This window comes from Gordonia sp. J1A (assembly GCF_055393515.1).
Window position 1 is genome coordinate 3471676 of sequence record NZ_AP041607.1, and the last position, 24320, is coordinate 3495995.

The 24320-nt window shown below is 66.6% G+C and carries 18 protein-coding genes and 1 other annotated feature; of the genes, 12 read left to right on the plus strand and 6 right to left on the minus strand.

The window, feature by feature from the left end; translation table 11 throughout:
• Positions 1-39: 39 nt before the first annotated feature.
• The 3 genes from ACZ5QD_RS16115 to ACZ5QD_RS16125 all read right to left on the minus strand — a co-directional run bounded on the left by ACZ5QD_RS16115 (position 40) and on the right by ACZ5QD_RS16125 (position 4782).
• A complete protein-coding gene (locus ACZ5QD_RS16115) occupies positions 40-1206 on the minus strand; it encodes a thiolase domain-containing protein (protein WP_045538160.1) in 1167 nt (388 codons plus the stop codon).
• On the minus strand, positions 1203-2753 hold the full coding sequence (locus ACZ5QD_RS16120; RefSeq protein ID WP_464366938.1) for a class I adenylate-forming enzyme family protein: 1551 nt from the start codon (positions 2751-2753) through the stop codon (positions 1203-1205). The genes ACZ5QD_RS16115 and ACZ5QD_RS16120 overlap by 4 nt, the downstream gene beginning before the upstream one ends.
• A gap of 175 nt (positions 2754-2928) precedes the next feature.
• Positions 2929-4782: a sigma-54-dependent Fis family transcriptional regulator gene (locus ACZ5QD_RS16125; RefSeq protein ID WP_464366939.1), complete on the minus strand. Its 1854-nt coding sequence runs from the start codon at positions 4780-4782 to the stop codon at positions 2929-2931.
• A 206-nt stretch (positions 4783-4988) separates the two neighbouring features.
• Here ACZ5QD_RS16125 and ACZ5QD_RS16130 point away from each other — a divergent pair, with 206 nt between their 5' ends.
• The 7 genes from ACZ5QD_RS16130 to ACZ5QD_RS16160 all read left to right on the plus strand — a co-directional run bounded on the left by ACZ5QD_RS16130 (position 4989) and on the right by ACZ5QD_RS16160 (position 14176).
• Positions 4989-6899, plus strand: a complete 1911-nt coding sequence (locus ACZ5QD_RS16130; RefSeq protein ID WP_464366940.1) for a hydantoinase/oxoprolinase family protein — start codon at positions 4989-4991, stop codon at positions 6897-6899.
• A gap of 45 nt (positions 6900-6944) precedes the next feature.
• Complete coding sequence (locus tag ACZ5QD_RS16135; RefSeq protein WP_006900985.1) at positions 6945-7373, plus strand: acetone carboxylase subunit gamma; 429 nt, start codon at positions 6945-6947, stop codon at positions 7371-7373.
• A 22-nt stretch (positions 7374-7395) separates the two neighbouring features.
• Positions 7396-9525, plus strand: a complete 2130-nt coding sequence (locus ACZ5QD_RS16140; protein ID WP_045538156.1) for a hydantoinase/oxoprolinase family protein — start codon at positions 7396-7398, stop codon at positions 9523-9525.
• Between the two features lie 35 nt (positions 9526-9560).
• Positions 9561-11861: a hydantoinase B/oxoprolinase family protein gene (locus ACZ5QD_RS16145; RefSeq protein ID WP_045538155.1), complete on the plus strand. Its 2301-nt coding sequence runs from the start codon at positions 9561-9563 to the stop codon at positions 11859-11861.
• A gap of 77 nt (positions 11862-11938) precedes the next feature.
• On the plus strand, positions 11939-12736 hold the full coding sequence (locus tag ACZ5QD_RS16150; RefSeq protein ID WP_045538154.1) for a hypothetical protein: 798 nt from the start codon (positions 11939-11941) through the stop codon (positions 12734-12736).
• 10 nt (positions 12737-12746) lie between these two features.
• Entirely contained in the window at positions 12747-13532 is a 786-nt protein-coding gene (locus ACZ5QD_RS16155; RefSeq protein ID WP_045538153.1) for a CoA transferase subunit A, read from the plus strand.
• Complete coding sequence (locus tag ACZ5QD_RS16160; RefSeq protein ID WP_045538152.1) at positions 13529-14176, plus strand: 3-oxoacid CoA-transferase subunit B; 648 nt, start codon at positions 13529-13531, stop codon at positions 14174-14176. Before ACZ5QD_RS16155 ends, ACZ5QD_RS16160 begins: the two co-directional genes overlap by 4 nt.
• 140 nt (positions 14177-14316) lie before the next feature.
• Here the strand turns inward: ACZ5QD_RS16160 and ACZ5QD_RS16165 are convergent.
• Positions 14317-15539, minus strand: a protein-coding gene (locus ACZ5QD_RS16165) for an IS3 family transposase (RefSeq protein ID WP_085948520.1) whose coding sequence is annotated in 2 segments (ribosomal slippage) — positions 14317-15260 and positions 15260-15539 — 1224 coding nt in all. Because the reading frame shifts where the segments join, the coding sequence is not laid out codon by codon here.
• Positions 15137-15270: a sequence feature (AL1L pseudoknot), on the minus strand. (Overlaps the previous gene by 134 nt.)
• A gap of 157 nt (positions 15540-15696) precedes the next feature.
• Between ACZ5QD_RS16165 and ACZ5QD_RS16170 the strand changes: the two genes are divergently transcribed.
• The 4 genes from ACZ5QD_RS16170 (at position 15697) to ACZ5QD_RS16185 (ending at position 18790) form a co-directional block, all read left to right on the plus strand.
• Positions 15697-15912 carry a hypothetical protein gene (locus ACZ5QD_RS16170; protein ID WP_045539841.1) on the plus strand — a complete coding sequence of 72 codons (216 nt, stop codon included), beginning with the start codon at positions 15697-15699 and terminating at the stop codon, positions 15910-15912.
• Between the two features lie 711 nt (positions 15913-16623).
• On the plus strand, positions 16624-16872 hold the full coding sequence (locus ACZ5QD_RS16175) for a hypothetical protein (RefSeq protein WP_045539842.1): 249 nt from the start codon (positions 16624-16626) through the stop codon (positions 16870-16872).
• Between the two features lie 17 nt (positions 16873-16889).
• Positions 16890-17156 (plus strand): hypothetical protein, encoded by a 267-nt coding sequence (locus ACZ5QD_RS16180; RefSeq protein ID WP_052692452.1) that lies wholly within the window; start codon positions 16890-16892, stop codon positions 17154-17156.
• An 86-nt stretch (positions 17157-17242) separates the two neighbouring features.
• Positions 17243-18790, plus strand: a complete 1548-nt coding sequence (locus ACZ5QD_RS16185; RefSeq protein ID WP_045539844.1) for a ParB/RepB/Spo0J family partition protein — start codon at positions 17243-17245, stop codon at positions 18788-18790.
• A 301-nt stretch (positions 18791-19091) separates the two neighbouring features.
• Here the strand turns inward: ACZ5QD_RS16185 and ACZ5QD_RS16190 are convergent, their stop codons facing one another.
• Positions 19092-19709 carry a hypothetical protein gene (locus tag ACZ5QD_RS16190; RefSeq protein ID WP_197078102.1) on the minus strand — a complete coding sequence of 206 codons (618 nt, stop codon included), beginning with the start codon at positions 19707-19709 and terminating at the stop codon, positions 19092-19094.
• 292 nt (positions 19710-20001) lie between these two features.
• Between ACZ5QD_RS16190 and ACZ5QD_RS16195 the strand changes: the two genes are divergently transcribed.
• Positions 20002-21225 carry an IS110 family RNA-guided transposase gene (locus ACZ5QD_RS16195; RefSeq protein WP_006896189.1) on the plus strand — a complete coding sequence of 408 codons (1224 nt, stop codon included), beginning with the start codon at positions 20002-20004 and terminating at the stop codon, positions 21223-21225.
• 38 nt (positions 21226-21263) lie between these two features.
• On the opposite strand, the gene ACZ5QD_RS16200 is transcribed toward ACZ5QD_RS16195, so the two are convergent.
• Positions 21264-24305, minus strand: a complete 3042-nt coding sequence (locus ACZ5QD_RS16200) for an MMPL/RND family transporter (RefSeq protein ID WP_006896188.1) — start codon at positions 24303-24305, stop codon at positions 21264-21266.
• Positions 24306-24320: the final 15 nt, after the last annotated feature.

Consider the following 24320-nt stretch of genomic DNA (forward strand, 5'->3'; position numbering starts at 1 on the left):
CAGCGGAGTGTGGGCCCGAGGGGCCTTCGATCTTCCCGGTCAGGAACCGGCCAGCACGGTGACGTGGTTGGCGACGGCCAGGCCGCCCATGTTGTGGACCAGCGCGTGGTGCGCGTCGGGCAGCTGCATGTCCCCGGCGCGACCGGCCAGCTGGAGTGCGCCGATCACGTGCTGGGACACGCCGGTGGCGCCGACCGGATGTCCCTTCGCCTTGAGTCCGCCGGAGACGTTGACCGGCAACCGGCCGTCGCGGGCGGTCCACCCCTCCTCGATCGCGCGGCGTCCCTGACCCGGTTCGGTCAGGCCGAGCATCTCGTAGACGATGAGCTCGGCGATGGTGAAACAGTCGTGCACCTCGGCGAGTGACATGTCGGTGAGGGACAGCTTCGCCATCTCCAGGGCGCGCTGGGTGGCCAGCCGGCCGGCGGCGAAGTCGGTGATGTCGCGGCGGTCGGCGTCGAGGTGGTCGTTGGCGTGGGCGAACCCCTCGACCCAGGCCAGTGCCGACGACGGGGTCCGTTGCAGGACGAGCGCGGCGGCGCCGTCGCTGACGAGCGAGCAGTCGGTGCGGCGCAGCTGCCCGGCCACCACCGGATTGCGCTCGGAGACGGTCGAACAGAACTCGACGCCGAGATCCTTGCGGACCTGTGCCCAGGGGTTGGCGCACCCGTTGGCATGATTCTTCGCCGCGATCCGGCCGAGCACGTCGCCGAGGTCGTCGATCTCATGGCGTCGGGCGTACTGATCTGCCACCTCGGCGAAGACGCCCACGAAGCCGCCGGGGAAATCGGTCCCGGCGCGCTGCGGGTCGGCGCCGAGCAGTGCACGCCCGACGGTGGCGTTGTCGACGTGCGTCATCTTCTCCACGCCGACCACGAGCACGGTGTCGGCCGTCCCGGACAGGATGGCCTTGACGCCCTGGTGGACGGCGGCCGTGCCCGAGGCGCAGGCGTTCTCGACCCGGGTCATGGGCTTGCCCCAGAGGCTGGGTGCGGCTCGCATCGGCAAGGAGGACGGGAAGGCGAAATCGGTGAGGCCGCTGTTGAACTGGGCGACGAAGACCTCGTCGACCTCGCCGGCGTCGACCTGCGCGTCGGACAAGGCCTCGGTGGTGACCGCAGACACCAGTGAGGACAGGTCGTCGTCGACGAGTTTGCCGAAGCGGGTGTGGCCCACCCCGGTGATGCCGATGCGTGTGCTGGTCATGCTCTCTCCTGTGCTGCGAGTTGGAAACGGCGGATCTTGCCCACCGAGGTGCGCGGCAACTCGTCGATGACGGTCCACCGGCGCGGCCGCGCCGCGGGTTGCAGGTTCTGTTCGGCCCACTGCCGCAACTGTTCCGGCGACGGCGGCACGTCCTTGTCGGCCGGCACGATCCAGGCGGCGGGAACGTGGTCCCGGATCGGGTCGTCGATCGCGAGGACCGCGGCCTCGAGGACGCCGGGCGCCTCGGCGAGTGCGGCCTCGATCTCGGTCAGCGAGACGTTCTCGCCAGACACCTTGACCACGTCGTCGATGCGTCCGACGAACGCCAATTGACCGTCGTCGCAACGCCGTACGAGGTCACCCGTGCTGAACCACACATGGTCGGCGTCGGGCGTCGGCACGTCGAGGTCGACGAAGGCGCGGGCGTCGGCGGTGGGATTGTCGAGGTAACCGGCGAACAGGTCGCGACCCCGCACCCCGGCCACCGTGAGGATGCCCGGCTCCCCGTCGGCGGCCGGTCGACCGGTGTTCGGATCGATCAGAGTGATTGCGCGACCGTTGATCTCTGGTCCTATCCGGTCATGGGTGGGACGATCGGGGTCGTTGGCGGTGACCACGGCGACGGTCTCGGTCATGCCGTAGATCTGCCGCGGGGCGGCACCGCACAGCCTCGTCATCTCCGACCAGTGGCCCAGGGCCAGGTTCTGGGCGAACCAGAGATGGTGCAGGCTCAGCCGTGGCGCGTCGTCGCGGCGTCGGGCGAGGATCATCCTGATCGGCGCGGCGAACAGGCTGGCATGGGTGGCCTGCAGTTCGTCGACCTCGTGCGGCCAGCGACTCGCGGTGAACCGTGCGGTGAGGGCCACCGACGCGCCGGTCGCGATCGCCGAGGCGAAGCAGTAGTACTGCGCGTTGGCGTGGAACAGCGGCAGGCACACGTACCAGCGATGATGCGGGCGGAGTTGTGCCAGGTCGGCCATGGTCCGTCCGACGTGGGCGTAGTTCGCCTGGGTGAGCACCACGCCCTTGGGCTCGGAGGTGGTGCCGGAGGTGAACATGACCGCGAGCCGGTCGTCCGGTGCCGCGCTCGCAGGTTCCTGCCACAGGTCGGAACCGACCAGCGGCGAACCGTCCCGGAGGTCGGCGGCGGTCTCGGCGAGGGCGATCGCCTGCTCGGCGCCGCCGGCGGCGACCGTCTCCTCGAACTCCTCGGCGCAGATCGTCACCGCGGGACGGATGCGGCGCAGCTGACGGGCGACGTCGCGCGGGGTCGAACCGGGATCGACCGGGACGAACCAGGCGCCGAGCCGAGCGGCGGCCAGCCAGATCGCGATGAACGCCGGACAGTTGCGCAGCATCACGTGGACGGGAGCGTCGGCATCGACGCCACGCTCGGCCAGGGTGGCCGCGACCCGGCCCACGACGTCGTCGAAGCGGTCGTAGGTACAGGAGGAGACGGTGCCGTCGAGATCCCGGAACACCAGGAACTCGCGCGCACCGTGGTCGCGGACCGCTCGGTTCCACAGGGCAGCAAAGGTCTCGGCCATGGCTGTGACGGTAGCCGCCTGTCCCGGGGTCGCCGTGTCCCAAGTTGGGACAGCCTCGGGCCGTGGACAGCGCGGACCACTCCCGAGACGCCTGGACGACGGGTCCCGGAAGGGCCGTCGCCCAGGGTATTTCGGGATGACGTGGCTGTTTGGCGCGTCGCAGAGGGGAGGAGGGTCAGGCGGTGATCCCGTACGTGCGGAGCTTGCGGTAGAGGCTGGAACGGGCCATCCCGAGGTGGGCCGCCGCCGCCACCCGGTTGCCGTCGAACTCGCGCAGGGCGGCCACGATCGCGTCGCGTTCGGCCTGCTCGAGCGGGGTCAGGTTGTGCGAGACCGTGGTCTGGCAGTACCCGGGGAGGTCCTGCTCCTGGATCTCGCCCACCGGGCGCTGGCGCAGTGCATGCTGCAGGGCCTCGGTCAGCTGGGTGACGTTGCGCGGCCACGAGTATCGCGACACTACACGCATCGCCGCCGGGCTCAGGCGAACACGACGCTCGGGGGCGATCTGCCGGAGGACCGAGGCCACGATCTGGGGCAGGTCGTCGGTGCGCAACCGCAGGGGTGGGACGGTGATCGCGACCTCGAAGTGCGACAGCAGCATCTGGAACGGCAGGTCCGAGTCGAGCGAGGAGTCCGACAGCGTCGCCACGCACCACGTCGGCTCCTCGTGCTCGGCCAGCGCCCTGAGGATGTTCGAGATCTGTTCGGCGCCTTCGGTACTCGCCTGGTCGATGTTGCGGATGATGAACAGGGTCGGCCCGGCCTGGTCGGCGAGCATGGTGCCCAGATCCACGTCGGTGTCACCCTCGTCGACGATCTGGCAGGCGTCGATGCTGACGCTGCGGGCGTCGGGGAAGGCGTCGTGGAAGATCTCGGCGACCAGGGTGAACTTGCCCGAGCCGCTCTCGCCGATGACCACGGCGGGTTGGTTCTCGGTCAGCACCTGACGCACCTGTTCGCAGGCTCTGACCCAGGCCGGGGTCGAGCCCACCGCGACGCTCTGGTGCTGCTGACGCGTCAGGTCCCCGACCACGCGCGACGACGAATGTCCTGCGATGGCGATCTGCGGCAGCACGTGCTCGTCGAAGTTGCCGGGGAGGCCGAAGCGCGGGGCGGAGGCGATCTCGGCGATCACCACCAGTCCGGCCACCTCCGAGCCCACCAGGATGCGGGTTCCCCGCAGGGTCACCAGCCGGTCGTCGGGCAGGGCGATGGTGTCGCTGGCCTTGTCCCGCCGGCCCATCATGAAGATCGCGTGGTCGCGCAACAGTTGCTGCTCGGCACTGGAGAACAGTGCCTGAGCTGCGGCGTTGGCCATGAACACCGAGTCTCCGAAGGCGAGCACCGCCTGGCGTCCGGCCTTGGCGTCGATCTGGATGTAGGTGTCGAAGATCGCCTGTTGGGACTGGCTGCGGTCCAGGAGCAGGTTGCGCGCGATGTCCTTGGCGGCCGCCTTGACCAGGGTGTGCATCAGCGGGCTCCAGCCCGTGCTCAGCGTGGAGATGTCCAGGACGCCCTCGATGCGGCGGGTCACCGGGTCGATGATCGGGGCGCCGGTGCAGGCGAAGGTCTGCAGGTTCTCGGCGAAGTGTTCGGGTCCGACGACGCTGATGGGCTGGCCCGCCTCGAAGACGGTGCCGACCCCGTTGGTGCCCATCGAGTCCTCCGAGTAGCGGAAGCCGGGGGCGAAGTTCACCCGGTCCAGGAGGCGTCCGACCGCGCCCGAGGTGTCGATCCGCTGGATCACGCGGGCGCGGCTGTCGGTCAGCGCGATCACCATCGGGGTGTCGCCGACATCGGTGCCCAGCTGGCGCAGGACCGGGCGGGCGCAGCGCATCAGCAGGGAGCCGCTGTCGATCTCGTCGCTGAAGTCGGTGCACGGCTGGGAGTGGTCGACGCCGGCAGCCTGGCTGCGCTCCCACGAGGCGGCCACGATGTCGGGTACGCCCGCTGAGCCTGATCTGCCCGATTCGAGGAAATCTGCCCTGGCCGCGGCGGTTCGCAGCATTCGATTCGTGGCGTTGGGCACGCTCGTCTCCTCACTTCCTCGGAAGATGACTAAACCATCATCCCTGTGGTGCGGGACACAACCCCGAAAGTGTCCGAACTTGGGACAGGTCGAGGGTGTGAGACACGCATCACAATGGTCTGCGTCACTTCCCGAACCCGACGACGACGCCGGGTCCACACCAACCGAGTTCCATCGAGAACTCCCGGACCAAGGAGTGCGCCCCAGTGACCACACTCATCAACATCGACAACGGGGGAACCCTGACCGACATCTGTGTCTGGGACGGCCAGGGCTTCACCTTCACCAAGACCCTGACCACGCCACACGACCTGTCCGAGTGCCTGTTCAGCGGCATCGAGAAGGTGTCGGAATCCCTCTACGGGCAGGCCGACCTCGAGAAGATCCTGCACGCCACCGACCACATCCGGTACTCGACGACCCAGGGCACCAACGCCCTGGTCGAACGCCGCGGACCGATGATCGGCATCCTGACCACGCTGTCGAACCTCGACACGGTGATGCGCAAGTCCGACGCGGAGAACGACCTGTGGGACGGCCTGATCGCCGACCGCTACCTGACCGTCGACGTCGAGGACGAGAACCTCGAATTCGAGCTGGTCCAGTCGGTCAACCGGCTCACCACCCTGGGCGCGGCGCGCGTCGTCGTCACCGCGGCCAACCCCGAGGACGAGCGCCGCCTGCGCAACGTCCTGCTCCGCAAGTTCCCCCGCCAGCTGCTGGGGTCGATCCCGGTGATCTACAGCTGGGACCTCGCCGGCGACCGCGACGACGCCCGCCGCACCTGGTCGTGCGTCATCAACTCGTTCCTGCACCCGACCATGGAGCGTTTCCTCTACGGCGCCGAACGCCGGCTCAAGGACTTCAAGGTCGCCAACCCGCTGCTGGTCTACCGCAACGACGGCGCCTCCTCCCGCGTCGCCAAGTCCGTGGCACTCAAGACCTACTCGTCCGGTCCGCGCGGCGGCCTCGAGGGCACCGCTGCCCTGGCCCGGGTCTACGGACTCAACCGCGTCGTGATGATGGACATCGGCGGCACCACCACCGACGTCGGCGTGGTCGAGGGCGAGCAGGTCGCCACCCGCGAGCGCGGCTCGATCAAGGGCGTGCCGATCTCCTACCCGATGAGCGAGGTCCACTCCAAGGGCGTCGGCGGCTCGTCGGTGATCCAGGTGGTCGACGGCGAGATCCAGGTCGGCCCGCAGTCGGTCGGCGCGGCACCCGGTCCCGCCTGTTTCGGTTTCGGCGGCAAGCAGGCGACCATCACCGACGTCAACCTCCTGCTGGGCGTGCTCGACGCGGACACCTACCTGGACGGCACCTTCAAGCTCGACGCCGAGCGTTCCAAGGCGGTCATCACCGAGACCATCGCCGAGCCGCTCGGGGTCGGCCTCGAAGAAGCCCTCGTCCGGATGGAGCAGGCGTACTTCGAAGCCGTCGCCGGTTCCTTCTCCCACCTGGTCGACGCCGACACCACCCTCGCCGCCTTCGGCGGGGCCGGCCCGATGAGCGCCGCGGGCGCGGCGCGCGTCGCGGGCGTCAAGCGGGTGCTGATCCCGCGCACCGCCGCGGTGTTCTCCGCACTGGGCATCTCGTTCTCGAACGTGGGCAAGACCTACGAGGTCACGGTCCCCGTCGCCACCACCGAGGCAGCTGCGGCCACCCACGCCGAGCTGGTCGAGCGGGCCGAGCGCGACATGTTCCAGGAGGGGTACGCCCTCGCCGATTGCACGGTCTCCAGCGAACTGATCATCGAGGGGATCGACGGCAACATCGCCGAGCGGCGGCCCTACATCCCCGGCGACGCGGTCGACTACCCCGAGCAGCTCGCGACCCTGCGGTTCACCGTCACCGCCGAACTGTCCCAGCCGGAACTGACCGCCGACACCGAGGTCACCCCGACCCCGGCGCCGAGCATCGGGACCCGCCGGGTGCGCAGCGGCGCCGACCAGGTCGACGAGGTGCCGGTGCACGTGCTCGACGAGCTCTCGCCCGGCAACTCCGGCGATGGGCCGGCCATCGTCGAGGGCCCGTTCTTCACCGCCCGCGTGCTGCCCGGCTGGCAGTTCCGCGTCACCTCCGCCGGAGACCTGCTCCTCACCGACGACACCCTCTGACATCCCCGCCCTGAAAGACACCGACATCTGAGAGGAGGACTCGAGATGCGAGTCCCCATGACCGAGTACCTCGTGATCGATCTGGACACCGAACGCTGGGTGTGCCGGGTCTGTGAACACGACATGGGCTCCGCCCACGACAACTACAAGCCGGGAACGCTTGTGTACGACCGTGATCCGCGTGAGATCCACCAGCCGATCATCGACCCGGAGCGCTACGAGTACACCTTCAGCCCCGACCCCACCTACTGCCGGATCCTGGAGTACTACTGCCCCGGATGCGGCACCCAGATCGAGGTCGAGTACCTGCCGCCGGGCCATCCGCCGACCGTCGACATGGTCATCGACGTCGCCGCGCTGCGCAAGCAGTGGGAGGAACGCGGCGTCGATCCCGAAGAGGTCTTCAACTACGGACCCGGCGAGGACGCCCAGAAGTACACCGCCGCACTGAAGGCCATCGGCCACATCCGCTGACCCACCACATAGGAGCTGCACCATGAAGCGCATATCCGTCGACATTGGCGGTACCTTCACCGATTGTTTCTTCGTCTGGGACGACATCTACGTCGACGCCAAGGCCCTGACGACCCACCACAACCTGGCACTCGGCTTCAACGAGGCCCTCGACCTGGCCTGCAAGCGGGCCGGCCTCGACCGCGACACCGTGCTCAGCGAGGTCGACTCCGTCCGCTACGCAACGACTCTCGGAACCAACGCACTGATCGAGCGCAAGGGACCGAAGGTGGCGGCCATCGTCACCCACGGCTTCGAGGACACCATCCCGCTGTCTCGAGGCCGCGGCTACGGCGAGGGCCTCGACCACACCATGCAGCAGAACCTGCCGGCCGCCGAGCGTCCCGACCCGATCGTGCCCCGTCAGCTGATCCGCTCGGTCAAGGAGCGCATCAACTCCGCCGGCAAGATCGTCGCGCCGCTCGACCCGGAGGACGTGCGCAAGACGGTGCGCGAGCTGGTCAACGAGGGTGCCGAGGCCATCGTCGTCTCGCTGGTCAACGCCACCGAGAATCCCGTGCACGAGTTGGCGATCCAGGAGATCATCCTCGACGAGTTCCCGCCCCACGAGCTCGGCGCCATCCCGGTTCTGCTGGGCCATCAGGTGTCCGGCCGCAAGGGCGAGTACGTGCGGTCCACGTCGACCATCATCGACGGCTTCCTGCACGAGATCATGTTCCACGCGCTGTCGCAGCTGTCGAACAACCTGCGCGACTCCGGGTACGACAAGCCGATGCTGGTCATCCACAACTCGGGCGGCATGGCGCAGATGAACTCCACCGACGCGCTGCAGACCATCCACTCCGGTCCGATCGCGGGTGTCGGTGCGGCCGAGCACCTTTCCGCCGAGACCGGGCTCGGCCACGTCATCTCCACCGACATGGGCGGCACCTCCTTCGACATCGGCCTGGTGCCGGAGGGCGGCGTCAAGCACTACGACTTCCTGCCGACCATCGATCGGTGGCTGGTCAGCGTGCCGATGGTCCACCTCGACACCCTCGGTGCCGGCGGCGGGTCGATCGCCAGCTACGACCGCATCCACAACTCGATCAGGATCGGGCCGGAGTCGGCGGGCTCGAACCCGGGGCCGGCGTGCTACGACCGGGGCGGCCTGCGGCCGACCGTCACCGACGCCGATCTGCTGCTCGGCTACCTCGACCCCGAGAACTACGCCAACGGGTACATCAAGCTCAACCCCAAGCGCTCGGTCCAGGCGATCGAGGACACCCTGTGCGATCCGCTGGACATGGACGTCATCGACATCGCCCGGGTGATCAAGGACAGCGTCGACGAGCAGATGGCGATCGGGATCGGGAAGGAGCTGCGCGTGCGCGGCTACCTCCCCGAGGACTTCACCATGCTCGCCTACGGCGGCAACGGCCCGCTGCACGCATGCGGCATCGCCCGCCACGCCGGCATCCGCCGGGTCCTGGCCCCGCCCTTCTCGTCGGTGTTCTCCGCCTGCGGCGCCGGCAACATGAAGCAGCTGCACTTCCACGAGCGTGGCGTCCACGTCACCTTCTACAACGCCACCACCCGCACGCTGTACGACAAGTACGACGAGTTCAACGCCGTGGTCGAGGAGCTGGAGGCCCGCGGCCGAGAAGACCTGGTGCGCCAGGGATTCGACGGCGATGAGGTGAAGTACCGCCTCGAGGTGGACATGCGTTACGGCAATCAGCTGCTCACCCAGGCGGTGGCGCTCGACGGCATCAGCCGCATCAACGGCGTCGGTGACGTGCTGGAGATCATCAAGACCTTCGGCGACGTCTACAGCCACCGCTTCGGCGCGTCCTCGGCGGCGCCGGAGGCCGGAATCCGGTGCAACACCATCCGGGTGGCGTCCTACGTCGACGGCGACGTGGTCAACTTCGACTCCCTCTACGCCGGCGGCGACCGCACCGAGCCGACCCCGGTGGCCCGGCGCAACGTCCACTTCATCGGACACGACAAGGCGCTCGACACCCCGGTCTACGACCAGGGCGCACTCACCCACGAGCACGTCATCCACGGCCCGGCGATCGTCACCACCGAGAACACCACGTTCCTCGTCGAACCGGAGTGGCGCCTCGAGCCCACCCGCCAGGGTGCCGTCTGGTTCCTGCAGGACTGAGCCACAAACCATTCCAAGCGAGAGAAGAGTTCATCATGACCGCAGTTCACGACCATGACAGCCGCGTCCTGACCCCGCAGGAGCAGGAGTGGGTCGACAAGTTCATGGACGAGACCACGCTGTTCCTCGGGCCCGACCCGGAGATCATGCGCAGCCATGCGATCGCGCCCCGTACCGACCACGAAGAGGTGGCCATCGCCGTCGGCGTCGACCGACTCGAGGTCGAGCGCATCCGCAAGCGCATCGCCGGCGCCCTCGACGAGGGTTACGAGATGTGCGAGGCCCAGGGCGCCGCACCCGGCGCGAAGTGGGGCGACCTCACCACCGCGATCTACACCGCGAGCGGCGACGTCTCCTACCTGTCGTGCCACGGCGTGATCGCGTTCAGCGCGATCCTGCACCACCCGATTCGGTACATCATGAAGTACTGGAAGGACGAGCCCACGGTGGGCGTCCACGAGGGTGACGGCTTCATCCACAACGACGCGCGTTTCGGGAACGTGCACAACACCGATCAGTCGATGATCATGCCGATCATCCGCGACGGCGAGATCATCGCCTGGGTGGCCGCCACCATCCACGAGGGTGAGAACGGCGCCTGCGAGCCCGGCGGCATGCCGTCCGGTTCGGAGACCCCGTTCGACGACGGCCTGCGGATGAGCCCGTTCAAGATCGTCGAGCGCGGCGAGCTGCGCCGGGACCTGCTGACCTTCCTGCAGCACTCGGTGCGCGACCCCAAGCTGCAGCTGGCCGATCTGAAGGTCAAGATCACCGCGGTCCGCAAGATCATGGAGCGCATCGACAAGGTGATCGACGAGGTCGGTGTCGACACCTTCGTCGCGGCCCTGCGCGTCACGGTCGAGGACGTCGACGCCGAGGTGCGCCGGCGGATCAGCGAATTGCCCGACGGCACCTACCGCTTCGACCAGTTCATGGACTCGACGCTGAAGGAGAACATCCTCATCAAGTTCGCCTGCAAGATCACGATCAAGGGCGACAAGATGATCGTGGACCTGCGCGGGACCGGGCCGGAGATCCTCAACCGGGCCATCAACTCGCCGCTGTGTTCGGTGAAATCGATGTTCATGCAGGCGATCCTGGCGTTCTGGTGGCCGGACCTGCCGCGCTGCACCTCGGCGATGAGCTGCATCGAGATCATCTCCGACGAGGGGACCTGGGCCGACGCGTCGTACGACGCCCCGATGGGCCAGTCGCTGCAGGCGTCGTTCCGCGGGTTCTCGGCCTTCCAGGCGCTCTACAGCCGGATGAGCTTCTCGACGCCGAACAAGTACTCCAACGTGGTGGCCAACTGGTTCAACCAGATCAACACCTTCCTGTGGGGCGGCATCACCCAGCACGGCGACATGGTGGGCAACCTGTGTGCCGACCTGAACGGCATGCCCGGTGGCGCAAAGCCTTTCCGCGACGGTGAGGACGCGGTCTCGCCACTGTTCTGCGCGATGGCCGACACCGCCGAGCAGGAGGTCATGGAGGAAGAGGTCCCGTTCATGCAGCTGGTCTCCAAGCGACTGGTGCGTGACAACATGGGCTTCGGCAAGTTCACCGGCGGCATGGGCTACGAGATGATCGTCGCCGCCGAGGGCACCCCGCAGTGGGGCTTCATGACGGTCACCTCCGGCGCCAAGTTCTCCTCGATCTACGGCATGTACGGCGGATACGGTTGCGGCACATACCCGCTGTGCATGGTCAAGGGCACGAACGTCTACGAGCACATCCGCAAGGACCCGAAGAAGTTCGACCTGTCGATCGAGAAGGTCATGAACGAGCAGCCCTTCGAGGACGGTCGCTACTCGACCTACCACATGGGCCTGCAGTTCGACCTGGCCAAGGACGGCGAGCTGTACATGATCAGCCAGGGCGCCGGCGGCGGCTACGGCGATCCGCTGGAGCGTCTGCCCGAATCGGTGGTCCACGACGCCGAACTGGGCCGCATCACCCAGAAGGTGGCCGAGGACATCTTCGGCGTGGTCTACGACCCGGTGAACTTCCGCCTGGACGTCGAGGCGACGAACGCCAAGCGCGATGCCGCCCGCAAGGCGCGCCTGGAGCGCGGCAAGCCCTTCGACGAGTTCTGCAAGGAGTTCGTCCAGGACGAGCCGCCGGCCGACGTCCACTACTACGGCTCGTGGGGAGACGTCGAGGAGCTGACCGCCACGGTCTTCACCATCGACGGCCCCGAGCGCGTGGTCGCCCCGCTGGCCGAGCTGCCGCCGATCATGATCCCGGACCGCCGTGAGGTCAAGATCGGACAGTTGGAGGCCCGGATCGCCGAGCTCGAGTCGAAGTACGGCGAGAACGTCCGACGACTGGCCTGATCCGGTCGGCCGGGTGCACCCGTGACCCCGCGCGGGTGCACCCGGCCTTCCGGTCGACACCGATTCTGGAGAAACCAATGTCATCGCTGAAGTCTCTGATCGCCTTGCCGGCCAGTGGGCGCACTCGTCCGGTCCTGATCGATCACACCGATTACGCCACCGCGGTCATCCGCCAGGGGCAGCCGATCCCGTGGGCCGACCTGGCCGCACTCACCGGGCACCAGGGCCAGGTCCATGCCCTACTCGATCCCGACGCCACCTGGCTCGACGTCGGCGCGGTCCAGGGCGCGCACCTGGCGGCCGATCCGGAACTGGTCGCCGCGATGGGCGCGCGCTCCCGCACGGGGTATGCGCTCCGTACCCTGCTGGCCGACGAGGACGGCGTCGCGGGTGTGCAACGCACCGCCAAGACGCTGGCCGACGCGGCCCGTCGTCCGCTGGCCCTCTCGCTCCCGTCGCCGGCGCGCTGGCTCGGTCGTGCGCACGGTGTCGCCGGTACCGGGCTGGACGAGATCGACCCGGATCGCGCCGACACGGCGTCGACCTACATCGCCGAATGGCTCGGCAAACTCTCGGAACTCCCGGTGGCACTGGTGATTCTCGACGCCCGGGCTCGCGTCGGCGATCCCATCGCCCAGCCCGAGTCGGTGTCGGACTACAGCGCGATCACCAACATCGCCTCGCACCTGGACTGGGTGGTCGCCCTGCGCACCGACGACCAGGTCGAGACGAGCGACGGCACCACAATCTCACTTCTGCCGGAGGGGTTCTGGTCCGACGACGACGAGATCCCCGCCGGTGACGCGCTGCTCACCGGCATCCCGGCCTCCGCACAGCCCGAGCGGGTGCTCGAGAAGCTGGCCCGACTCGCCTGAAGGGGGACACATGGACAAGACCGCACCCTCCGCCGACGCCGCGGTGTCGGCGGTATCGGACTCGATGATGGTGGCCTCCGGTGGCTTCGGTATCTGCGGCATCCCCGCGGTGTTGCTGGAGGCGTTGTCACGCACCGGCGTTCGCGACCTCACCGTGGTCTCGAACAACTGCGGGATCCCGGGCATCGGCAACTCGCTGCTGCTGGAGAACCGGCAGATCCGCAGGCTGATCGCCTCGTACGTGGGGGAGAACAAGGAGCTCGAACGCCAGTACCTCACCGGCGAGGTCGAGATCGAGCTGACGCCGCAGGGAACCCTTGCCGAACGGCTGCGTGCCGGCGGGGCGGGCATCGCCGCCTTCTACACCCAGACCGGCGTCGGGACCCAGGTGGCCGACGGCGGCCTGCCGCTGCGGCACGACGCCGACGGCGCGGTGGCGGTGGCGTCGGCCCCGAAACCACAGGCGGAGTTCGTCTGGGACGGAGCGCCGCGGACGTTCGTGCTCGAGGAGGCGCTGCGCCCGGACGTCGCGCTCGTGCGGGCCTGGAAGGGTGATCGCCACGGAAACCTGGTGTTCCGCAAGGCGTCGCGCAACTTCAACCCACTCTGTGCGATGGCGGCGAAGTACACCGTCGCCGAGGTCGAGAACATCCTCGATCCCGGTGATCTCGACCCGGACGAGATCCATCTCCCGGGCATCTACGTCGACGCCGTGCTGCCGTTGACCGTGGCCCAGGCGGCCGACAAGGGCATCGAGCGTCGCACGGTCCGCGAGCTGGAGGAGGTCTCCGCATGAGCTGGACCCGCGATCAGATGGCCGCGCGCGCCGCGGCCGAACTCTCCGACGGCGACTACGTGAACCTCGGCATCGGCCTGCCGACCCTGGTCCCGGGGCATGTGGCGCCCGGGGTGGAGATCGTCATGCAGTCCGAGAACGGCATCCTCGGCCTCGGCCCGTACCCGTTCGCCGGCGACGAGGACCCGGACCTGATCAACGCCGGCAAGGAGACGGTGACGGTGATCCCGGGCGCCAGCTTCTTCGACTCGGCGACGAGCTTCGGGATGATCCGCTCTGGCAAGGTCGACGTCGCGATCCTGGGCGGCATGCAGGTCAGCGAGCGCGGCGACCTGAGCAACTGGGTGGTGCCGGGCAAGCTGGTCAAGGGCATGGGCGGGGCCATGGACCTGGTCCACGGCGCGCGCCGGGTGATCGTCGTCATGGAGCACTGCGCCAAGGACGGCTCGCCCAAGATCCTCGTCGAGAACTCCCTGCCGCTCACCGGCGCCGGCGTCGTGGATCGCATCATCACCGACCTGGCGGTGATCGACGTGACCGACGACGGCCTGGAGCTGGTGGAACTGGCGCCCGGGGTCACCGCCGACGAAGCGGTGGCCGCCACCGGCGCGCCCGTGCGCGTCGCGGTCCCGGAGGCGGTGTAGGCCAGACGGTCCGGCCGGTCGGGCGGACACCCTGCCGGCCGGACCGCAGTCGTTCCCGCGTTCGATCCGCTCGCCCGGCGGGCCTGTGGGAAGGGAGCGGGGTGGTGCTCGACTGAAGCGCCCTGGGTTTCGTTCCGTGGTTACACGGTCGCGGGCGCGGTCGTCGTGGTGTGAGTGTAGGTCGCTTCGACGTTCGCCGGGGTGCGGTAGCCGAGAGCTTCGTGGAGCCGGGAGGTGTTCCACCAGTGGACCCAGCCCATCGTGGCGAGCTCAACCTCGCTGACTGACTCCCAGATCCGCTTGGAGTAGATCAACTCCGCCTTGTATAGGCCGTTCACTGTCTCGGCCAGCGCGTTATCGTAGCTATCGCCGACGGTACCTACTGAAGCCGTAACTCCCGCGGCGAGCAGAGCGTCCGAATAGGCGAGCGAAACGTATTGACTACCCCTGTCGGAATGGTGGATCAATCCGCTTTCGTTCCTGCTCACCCCGGTGGACTGCAGTGCATGCTCCAGTGCGAGCAATGGCAGAGACTCCGTGTGGAGCGTGGGCGCGACCGCCCAGCCGACAATTCTGCGACTGAAGACATCGGTAACGAATGCGACGTAGCAGAACCCGGAGAGCATCCGGACGTAGGTGATGTCGGCGACCCAAAGCTGCTGCGGTCGATCCGCGACGAACCGCCGTTCAACGAGGTCCGGGCGCTGGTCATCTCCGTCTGCGGAGCAGGTGGTGACGGGCTTTCGACCTCGGCGAACGCCCTGCAGGCCGGCGATCTTCATCAGCCTCGCGACCTGGTCGCGACCGACGTTCCATCCTGCGTGGCGCATTGCGTGCCACATCTTCCGGACCCCATAGACGCTGTAGTTCGCCTGATGAATCCGCTGCACCTCCTCCGCCAGCATCTCGTCCCGAACGCTGCGAGCGGAGGCCGGCCTGTTCTTGGCAGCGCGGTATCCGCGGGAGGTGATGAACCCACATTCTGTCGCACTGAGGATGCGGCAGATGGCCTCGACCCCGAACTTCTCGCGATGCATGTCGACGAACGCGATCATTTCGTCGTGGGGCGGTCGAGTTCCGCTGCGAAAAACGCTGAGGCGGCCTTCAGGATCTCGTTCGCACGTCGCGCCTCGGCGAGCTCCCGCCGGAGACGGCGATTCTCCTCCTCGAGCGGCTCTCCCGGTCCGACCGGCTCGGTGGCGCCGTAGCGATTGCACCAGATCCGCAGCGTCTCTGTGCCGACACCGAGCTGCGGCGCGACGGCACGGATCGATGCTGCGCGAGGGCCGCCCTCGCGGGCTTGGCGGTCGTAGACCATGCGCACGGCACGCTCACGCAGCTCTGGACTGAACTTCTTGGGCATACTCCGATTCTCCTTGCTGAGACTCGGAACGGAACCCAGGGCGCTTCAACCACGAAGAAGCCTCGGCGCCGCCCCGAAACGGCTGCGCCGCGGAATGAGAAGGGTCCGCAGATGCGCCAACACCTGCGGACCAGAACCCACCACACGGAAAGGCCCCGTGACGATGAATCCAGCCACCAACCTACTCGCCGAAATCACCGAGTACCTCCACGCCGACGACGTCGTGCGCAACGCATCCACGCCAGCAACGCGACTGGCCATCGCCGCCACCCTCATCCGCAAGATCCCCCGCCACGGAACCCCCGCACAAGCCGGATTCCGACTCCGCCTCGAAGACGAACTCCTGCTCACGCCCGCCACGGACGCCCCCTGATGTGGCGCCTTCACGCCGCCGGCACCGCCGCTGCCGGCCTCGCCTACGGTGTCCTTCTCCTGACTCGTATCCTCACGATCAGGTAGACACTGACCCAACGCCCTCAGCCGAAGAATCGCCCCACCCTCCGAATCACCGGAGGGTGGGGCGATGTCGTGCGCGCATCTTCCCTACGCGCACCCGCGACACTAGCCCACCCCTACGACAGAGCCAGATCGATCGTCGGGTGACCCGCGGCCGGAAATGGCGCTGGCGCACCGATGCCGTGCCTACTGCCGGCGATCCGCAAGCAGCCGCGGTGCCGAACCTGCTGGGACTACGCAGCCCTCGCGCGATCGCCCCGCCACGGTGATCGGAGGAAGCGGCAGCGTCAGGCAACTGTCGGCAGCCCCAGCCCTGCCGACGCCACGTCACGTCGGATGCTCCGCACCATAAGGAGCCGGCTACGCCGGCACTGAAACCGACCAAAAAGCGGTCGGTGTTTGTGTTGTTCCCACCATTCTTTTCAACTCGTCGCTGCACTACAAGGGCATGACTCCACTCGCTGCGCTCGCTCCGGCCCTCCGGGCTCGAAAACAATTTTGACGCGGTCGCTGCGCTCCCTTATTTCGCCAAAATTCTTTCCGCTCAACCCTTTCCGTTCCACTCCTCGCCGAAACGAAGGCCGGTAACAACACAAACCGCACCTAACAACAGTTCAGGAGGAACCTCATGTCCCAGCCCACCGACACCGAGCCCTACGAGGCCCCGGTTTGCAGCAGCTGCGCCGCCGCCATCGTCAACTGCGACTTCACCGGCCACGAGGGATTTCGGTTCGACCTGCTCATGTGCTTCCTGGCTGTGGCCGGACCGCTCGTGCACGACCGCACCGCCGATGTCCCCGACACCTTCGAATGGACCTGCACCGGATGCCACGAACTGTGCATCGGTGAGGCCGAGTGGATGACCACTCGGAACTAAGAGAAAGGAACACCCCCATGTCCGCAACCGTCTACCCCGTCGAGGTGTGCGACCGCATGATTGCCCGCTACCCCGACCGCATCGCGGACGCAGGCGGCGACGTCCAGTTCGCCGTGTGGCTCCTGGACGTGGATCGGCACCTCGCGCGCCGCCTCGGCGGCCTCGGCCACCGCGACATGCCCGACCTGTGCTGGGCCGACGCCTACGAATCGGGCACCAGCGCCCGCGAAGCCGCCCTCGACGCCATCTGCGAATGGCACGACAACGGAGACCTCGGACTCTAACCAGCGTCCGAACAACGCGCCAGCCGGTCCGCAGGACCCGGACCGGCTGGCGCGCCCCCACGGTAACCCACCCCGAAAGGAACATCATGACCACCACCAACGCGCCCGCCGCCGAGCTGCGCCACGTCGACCCCACCACCGTCGCCATCGCCGACAACATCCGAACCAACACCGCCGCCGTCACCGACCTCGCCGACAAAGTCGCAGACGGCGTGCTCGTCCCGATCCTGGCCTACCTCGCCGACGACGGCACCGTGACCGTCATCGACGGCCAGCTCCGCACCCTCGCCGCCCGCGAAGCCGGACTAGCGACCATCCCGGCCTACATCGTCCCGGTCACCGATCCCAGTGCCACCGACACTGAACGGATCATCGCCCAGTACATCACCAACGAGCACCGCACCGAGTTGCTCCCGTCCGAGCGGGCCAAGGCCATCGAACAGCTGCACCTGGCGGGAATGTCCGCGAGCAAGATCGCCAAGAAGCTGCGTCGCACCAAGGCAGAGGTAGACCACAGCCTCATCGTCGCCAAGAGCACCGAAACCCTTGACAACCTCGACACTCTGCCCGAACTGACCCTTGAGCAGGCCGCAGTCCTGGCCGAGTACACCGATGACCCGGAGGCCACCGACGACCTCCTCGAAGCCCTGTACGAGGGCCGATTCCACCACATGGCCCAGTACCTCGCCGACACCGCCGACCAGCGTGCCGCGATCGCCGCCGCCGGAGCCGATCTCGAGGCCGCAGGCATCACCTGGGGCAAGCACTACCAGGGCAGAGCGCTCCGCGAGTTCGTCAAAGTCGACAACGGCACCGCTATCACCATCGAGGACGTTCCGACCGAGCACCGCTACGCCCGAGTCTTCGCCGACGAGGAAACCACCTGGACCGCCGCCGACGGCACCGCCGTCGATGAAACCCTCATTGACTGGTCCCTCAAACACAACACCGACCAGGACGCCGCCCCCGCCGACGGGATGATCGACCCCCGAACCCTCACCCAGCACACCGAGGTACGCGCCGAAATCGACTGGCACATCATCAACCCCCAGGGCCTCGAAACCGTCACCACCCTGTGGGAATGGAGGCGCGCCAACCCCACCCAAGAAATCGGCAAGCAGATCACCGAACAGCAGCGCGCCGAAGAGGAAGAAGCCGCACGGCAGGCCCGCCGCCGCGTCAAGATCCTCAACAAGAAGGCCGTCGCCGCCCGCGAGGTCCGCATCACGCACCTCACCAGCTGGTTCACCCGCAAGACGCTCCCCAAGGAGCACAAGCAGGCCATCAGCCAGTTCGTCTCCGACACCATGTGGTCCCGCTACGAACTGTTCGGAACCGCCCGCCAGGACGGCGACGCCCGTAGCATCACCGCAGCCATGCTCGGCATCGACGAACGCGACATGACCGCGACCCTCGCCGACGCAGCCCCCGAACGCGCGCAGCTCATCGGCCTGGCCATCGCCGTCGGCGCGCACGAATCGATCATCGCCAAGGACACCTGGCGTGACCCCTACGGACGACGCGCCCGCACCGCCTACCTCGACTTCATCGCAGAGGTGACCGGCTACACCCTGGCCGACATCGAGAAGGCCATCGCCGGACACATCGACCCCAACACCATCGACCTGGACTGACCGCCCCCGGCCGGGTGAGCACCACACCACTCACCCGGCCCCCAGCCCAGGCCTCGCGCGCGAGCGGGTGCCGGCCCCATCGAGGGACCGGCACCCGCCGGCCAAACGGCCGAACAACGGAGCGACCCTGACGGGCCGCACCCACCCGATCGGTGCACGCCGCCCACCTCCGCTCCGCTCCGGCGACCACCGCACACCCCGCGGCTCCGCCGCGACAAGGAAACGGCCCTACCGGGCCGCTACAGCCCCTCCCCTGACGTGGTGCGGGCCGCTCCGCGGCCCCGCACCACCACACCCATCCTCACGCGCCCAGCTCACGCAGCGTTTCGTGAGCCTTCTCCAACGCCTTCAGCGCCCGCAGTCGTGCTCGTTCTGCCACCTGTGTATCGCGCACAATCAGCAGTTCGGGCGAATGCTCCATATCGTCGATGAGTCCTCTCAGATTCTCCAGACTCATCAGACGTTCCTCTTCCGTTACTAACCCGCAGAACGCTGACAAGTCGACCATCGACGAACGTTCATTATTCCACTCAATAGCGTCCAGAACAGGTTCCCTCCACGCAATTCCGTCCGCGTCCATCGCGTCGCGAAAAGCCTCAGAGACAGTCAGCTCAACTCCTGGTATTGGCGCTGAAATAGCGTTCTGAATGCGTCGAATCTCCCTCCAACGCAGCCGCTCCCGATGTAGGAAACCCTGATCATCCAAGACCATGAGAACCTCGCGAGCGGACAGGCCACCACCTCGCCTGCATACCGATTTGATGGTCACCAACTCCCACCAATCAGCCAGATCACGAGCCCGACAAACAAGGGCAAAAACGTCAACCATGACCGGAACTTTACGGTAAATGACCAATTCTCTGAAGGCCGGTGACAGCCGCAGCGTGAGTGCCCCGACGGCCAGGACCAGCACCATCACCTACGAATCGATCAGAGCTACCGCGACAGACAAACCTCCCGCAGCCACGTCGCTCCCGCACAATCACCTTTACGTTGGAGTACGTCCGGGGCGGTCGCCTCGGACGTTCGTCCGCGGTTCGGGGCGTGGCTCGACAATCACCTGTTGTCGCTGGTGGCTTGGCGTGGAAGGTCACCCCGGACCGTGACGGGTCGTTTCGGCCGCTGATTGAGATGTGTTCGCGAACTTGTCGCTGTGTAAAGGTGTGCCGGCGAAACCACCCTGACGAGCCAACCGCACACGGAAGGACAGTATGGACGAAAAGATCTGGGTAGGAATTGATGTCGGTCGGCATGCGCATCACGCCGCCGCGGTCGATGAGGCGGGAACGGTGCTGTGGTCTCGGCGGCTTCCCAACGATCAACCGGCGATCGAAGCGCTCATGGACCGGGTCGCCGACATGAAATTCGTGGTGTGGGCGATCGACATGACCGCACCGGAATCGGCGCTGCTGAGGGGTGTGCTGGCTGCGCGGCGCCAGCAGATCCGCTACGTGCCCGGCCGGGTCGTGCACAGCATGACCGGTGCGTTCGCGGGTGAGGGCAAGACCGATGCCCGCGATGCGGTCGTGATCGCCCAGACAGCCCGCCTACGTGGCGATCTCGCCACCGTCTCGGCGCCCGACGACGTCGCGATCGAACTCGACCTGCTGACCGGACATCGCAACGACCTCGTCGCTGAACGTACGCGAGGCATCAACCGCCTGCGCGGCCTGCTGACCCGCATCTTCCCTGCACTAGAACGGTGTTTCGACTACTCGACACTGACCGGTCTAACGTTCCTCACCCGCTTCGCCACGCCATCTGCGATCGCTGCGGTCTCTGACGACGAGATCTACGACCACCTGCGCAGTCACGGCGTCCGCCGACCCACGATCCCGAAGATGATCGACAAAGCCCGTGCCGCGGCGGCCGCGCAGACCGTCACCCTGCCTGGCGAGGCGACCACAGCCCTACTGGTGCAACACGCGGCTACCTCGTTGGTCATGCTGACCCGTCAGATCGCCGACCTGGATAAGCAGATCACCGAGGTGTTCCGCCGCCACCGTCACGCACGGATTCTCGAATCCGTGCCAGGCATCGGCACCCGAAGCGGCGCTGAGCTCGTCGCGATCACCGGCGGCGACCTCACTTCGTTCGGCTCGCCCGCCAGACTCGCCGCCTACGCCGGTCTTGCTCCGGTACCGCACGACTCCGGTAACCGCCGGGGAGCCTTGCGTAGACCCCAGCGTTACCACAGAGGACTTCGCAAGGTGTTCTACATGGCCGCACTCAACAGCTCGCAACGCGACGGCCCGTCCCGCGAGTTCTACCAGCGCAAACGACGCGAGAAGCGTTCCCACGTCCACGCTCTCATCGCTCTCGCTAGACGTCTGGTTGACGTGGTCTGGGCACTGATCCGCGACGGTAGGGTGTGGTTGCCGCGGCCGACCGTCGAGCGGGTGTCAGTCGATGAGGTGGGCGCGATGGCTGGATGACTGGCGGGGCCGGTCAGATCTCGGCACGTGCGTGCGTACTAGCGGGACACTGGATGCGTGTCGGTTCGGGTACTCGGCCACCAGCTTGCTCTGCCGACAAGTGTGGCGATGGTCGGCACAACGATGGTGCGGACGATGAAGGTGTCGAGCAGCAGGCCGATGCCGATGATGAGTCCGACCTGGGTCATGATCGAGATGGATCCGGCCATGAGTCCGAACATGCTGGCAGCGAAGATGAGGCCGGCCGAGGTGATGACTGATCCGGTGTTGGTGACGGTTCTCAGGACGCCGATGCGGATGTTGTTTTGGGATTCTTCGCGTAGGCGAGAGATAAGAAGCATGTTGTAGTCGGCGCCGACCGCGACGAGGACTATGAAGGCCAGTAGTGGTACGGGCCAGGCGATATCGGTTTTGAGGATGTGTTGAAAGATCAGGACACCGATACCCAGTGCCGCGGTGTAGTTGAGTATGACGGTGCCCAGAAGGTATAGCGGCGCGATGAGTGCTCGGAGTAGGAGTATCAGGATCAGGCCGACGATGGTGAGGGTGGCCAACGCTAGGAGTCGGAAGTCTTCGGTGAGTAGACGTTGCAGATCGGCGTTGATGGCGGGGAACCCGGCTATCGCGATGTTGGAGTCCTGCAGGGTTGTGTTCGGTCTGGCGGCGAGTGCGACATCGGTGATTGTGTCGGCCAGTTGCATGGCCTCGGTGCTGTAGGGGTCGAAGCTGGTTTGTATTGCGTAGCGCACGGTATGGCCGTCGGGCGAGACGAACTGGCGAGCGACGTCGACGAAACGGCGGTCTGCGTTGGCCTGAGGTGGGAGGTAGAAGCCGGTTGCTGAGTTTGTTCCGGCGGTCTCGCGGGCGGAGGTTTGTAGTTGTGTGGCTAGCGCGGCCATCCCGGCGAGTTGTTGAAGGTTGCTGTCGATCAGCGCGGATACACCGGCGGCGAGTTGGCGTGATCCCGCCGCGAGTTGACTGATACCTGTTTGCAGTTGGGTGAGCTTGCCGGGAAGGTCTTGGCTGCTGATGCTTCCCAGCGTGGAGCCCAGTGAGTTGACGGTGGAAGTGAGTTGGTCGGTGACTGTTGAGATCGGTGTATCCAGCTGCGCGAGTTGTGTTGACAGCGTGGCGATCTGGTCGAGGGTCCCGTTGCTCAGTAGGGCGTCGAGATTGCGGGTCTGCGCGCGCAGAGCTGCGCACTGCGGGACTTGGGTGCACCAGGGCGCATTATCGAGGATGGGCAGGATCGAGGTCACTGTTGCCAGGGCTGCAGATGTTTGGCGGGTGAGCGCGGCCAGCTGTGGGGCATTCTGAGAAGCGCGATCGAGCGCTGGTGCAGATGCGGCGAGTTGGCGGAGTATCGGCTGGTACTGCTGAATTTGCTGCCCTGCTGTGCTTGCCTGATCGAGGATGCCGGCCAGGGGGGCCAAGTTGGTGCGTACCTGGGTGTCGAGCTGAGTAAGCCCGTCGGCGAGTTGGAATGCGCCGGTACGGAGCTGTTCGAGGTCACCTCGGCGGTTCTGGCCATCGTCGACCGCACCCGCCAGCCGGTCCCCGATCTGACCGTTCTGCCAGGACAGCTCGGCTTGCTCGAGCTTGTCCCCGGTGGGACGGGTAACACCGATGACTCGAGTCACTCCGGGGATCTGGGATACACGTGAGGCCATTTGCTCAAGATCGGCCAGCCCGCTGGCAGTACGGAGATCGATCGGTGCATCTACAACGAGGAACTCAGTGATAGTGACGTCTTGAGGGAAATGACGGTCGAGCAACGCGTAGCCTTCGTTGCTGTCGGTTGTCGCGGGCTGCCCCTCACGATCGTCGAAGGTGATCTGGATGCCCATCGCGAAGACGCTAAGCACGATTAGCCCGACCAGGGTTAGTGCCAGCAGAGGCACAGGACGCCGCACGACGAGCACGGCGACGCGATTCCAGTACTTTCGGGTCAGATCTCGTCTGGGTGCGCCCCAGCCGAATCGCGCCGCCCACAGCAACACCGGTGGTAGCAGGGTGACCGTGGCGAGGAATCCGATGAGGATGGCGATCGCGCATGCCGGACCCAAGGTGGAGAACACGCTCAGCTGACCAAACACCATCGCCAAAAAGGCCAGCGCCACCGTGGCAGCTGAAGCCAGGATGACCCGTCCGATAGTTGCTGTCGCGTCCACGAGCGCAACCTCAGTGGTAGCGTCCTGGCGTAGCCGTTCGTGATAGCGACTGATGAAAAAGACTGAGTAGTCGACCCCGGCTCCGAGCAGGATGACGGTCATGAACGCGACGGTGAACTGCGATACCGGCATACCGAGTTCGCCGAGTGCGGACAAGACCCCGCGGCCCACGCCGAGGCTGACACCGATCACCAACAACGGCACCAGCGCGGTGAACAGCGATCGGTAAACGATCAACAGAATGATCGCGATAAGCGCCACCGTCGCCACAGTGATCACGACTAAATCGCTTTCAGCACTGACGATCTGGTCACTGAAAGTGGCCGTCGGCCCGGTGACATGGACAGTGGTGTCCGTACCGTCAAACACGCGCTGCGCGGTTTGGCGCACGGTCTCCACAGCATGCGTGGCCGTTGGCCCTCCCAAAGTTCCGGTGACCCCGACAGGCAAGTACCAGGCTTGCCCGTCCTCACTCAAGGCCTGGCCGGCCGTCGTCGGATCGGAGAGCAAATCCCGCACTGACTGCACATCGTCGAAATTTTCGCGCAACTGCAGAACGAGCATGTCGTAGCGTTCCCGCGCCACGTCGGTGAACCCGTTCGGGTTCTCCATGGTCACGAAAACAGTGGTCTTGGCGCCCTTCTCACCGAACGCACCACCCATCTGATCGAGTGCTTGAAACGATGGAACCCCAGCAGGGATCGGATCAACAGACTGCTGCCGCACCACCGTCTCCAGCTGGGGAAACAGTATCGCCAAGACGATACCCACAGCCACCCACGCCCCGATGACGAGGAATCTGTGCGCCAAGGTGAACCGTGCCAACCGCCCCAATGTCGTGCTGTACTCGCTGCGTTCCGCCAACCGGCGCGCCGCCAAGCGCCCACCACTTGGACGTTGGACCACCATACGCAGCACCTCACC

Coding starts and splice junctions, on each gene's coding strand:
- ACZ5QD_RS16115 (WP_045538160.1), bottom strand. CDS start 1,206: ATGACCAGCACACGCATCGGCATCACCGGGGTGGGCCACACCCGCTTC.
- ACZ5QD_RS16120 (WP_464366938.1), bottom strand. CDS start 2,753: ATGGCCGAGACCTTTGCTGCCCTGTGGAACCGAGCGGTCCGCGACCAC.
- ACZ5QD_RS16135 (WP_006900985.1), top strand. CDS start 6,945: ATGCGAGTCCCCATGACCGAGTACCTCGTGATCGATCTGGACACCGAA.
- ACZ5QD_RS16140 (WP_045538156.1), top strand. CDS start 7,396: ATGAAGCGCATATCCGTCGACATTGGCGGTACCTTCACCGATTGTTTC.
- ACZ5QD_RS16145 (WP_045538155.1), top strand. CDS start 9,561: ATGACCGCAGTTCACGACCATGACAGCCGCGTCCTGACCCCGCAGGAG.
- ACZ5QD_RS16150 (WP_045538154.1), top strand. CDS start 11,939: ATGTCATCGCTGAAGTCTCTGATCGCCTTGCCGGCCAGTGGGCGCACT.
- ACZ5QD_RS16155 (WP_045538153.1), top strand. CDS start 12,747: ATGGACAAGACCGCACCCTCCGCCGACGCCGCGGTGTCGGCGGTATCG.
- ACZ5QD_RS16160 (WP_045538152.1), top strand. CDS start 13,529: ATGAGCTGGACCCGCGATCAGATGGCCGCGCGCGCCGCGGCCGAACTC.
- ACZ5QD_RS16175 (WP_045539842.1), top strand. CDS start 16,624: ATGTCCCAGCCCACCGACACCGAGCCCTACGAGGCCCCGGTTTGCAGC.
- ACZ5QD_RS16180 (WP_052692452.1), top strand. CDS start 16,890: ATGTCCGCAACCGTCTACCCCGTCGAGGTGTGCGACCGCATGATTGCC.
- ACZ5QD_RS16185 (WP_045539844.1), top strand. CDS start 17,243: ATGACCACCACCAACGCGCCCGCCGCCGAGCTGCGCCACGTCGACCCC.
- ACZ5QD_RS16195 (WP_006896189.1), top strand. CDS start 20,002: ATGGACGAAAAGATCTGGGTAGGAATTGATGTCGGTCGGCATGCGCAT.
- ACZ5QD_RS16200 (WP_006896188.1), bottom strand. CDS start 24,305: ATGGTGGTCCAACGTCCAAGTGGTGGGCGCTTGGCGGCGCGCCGGTTG.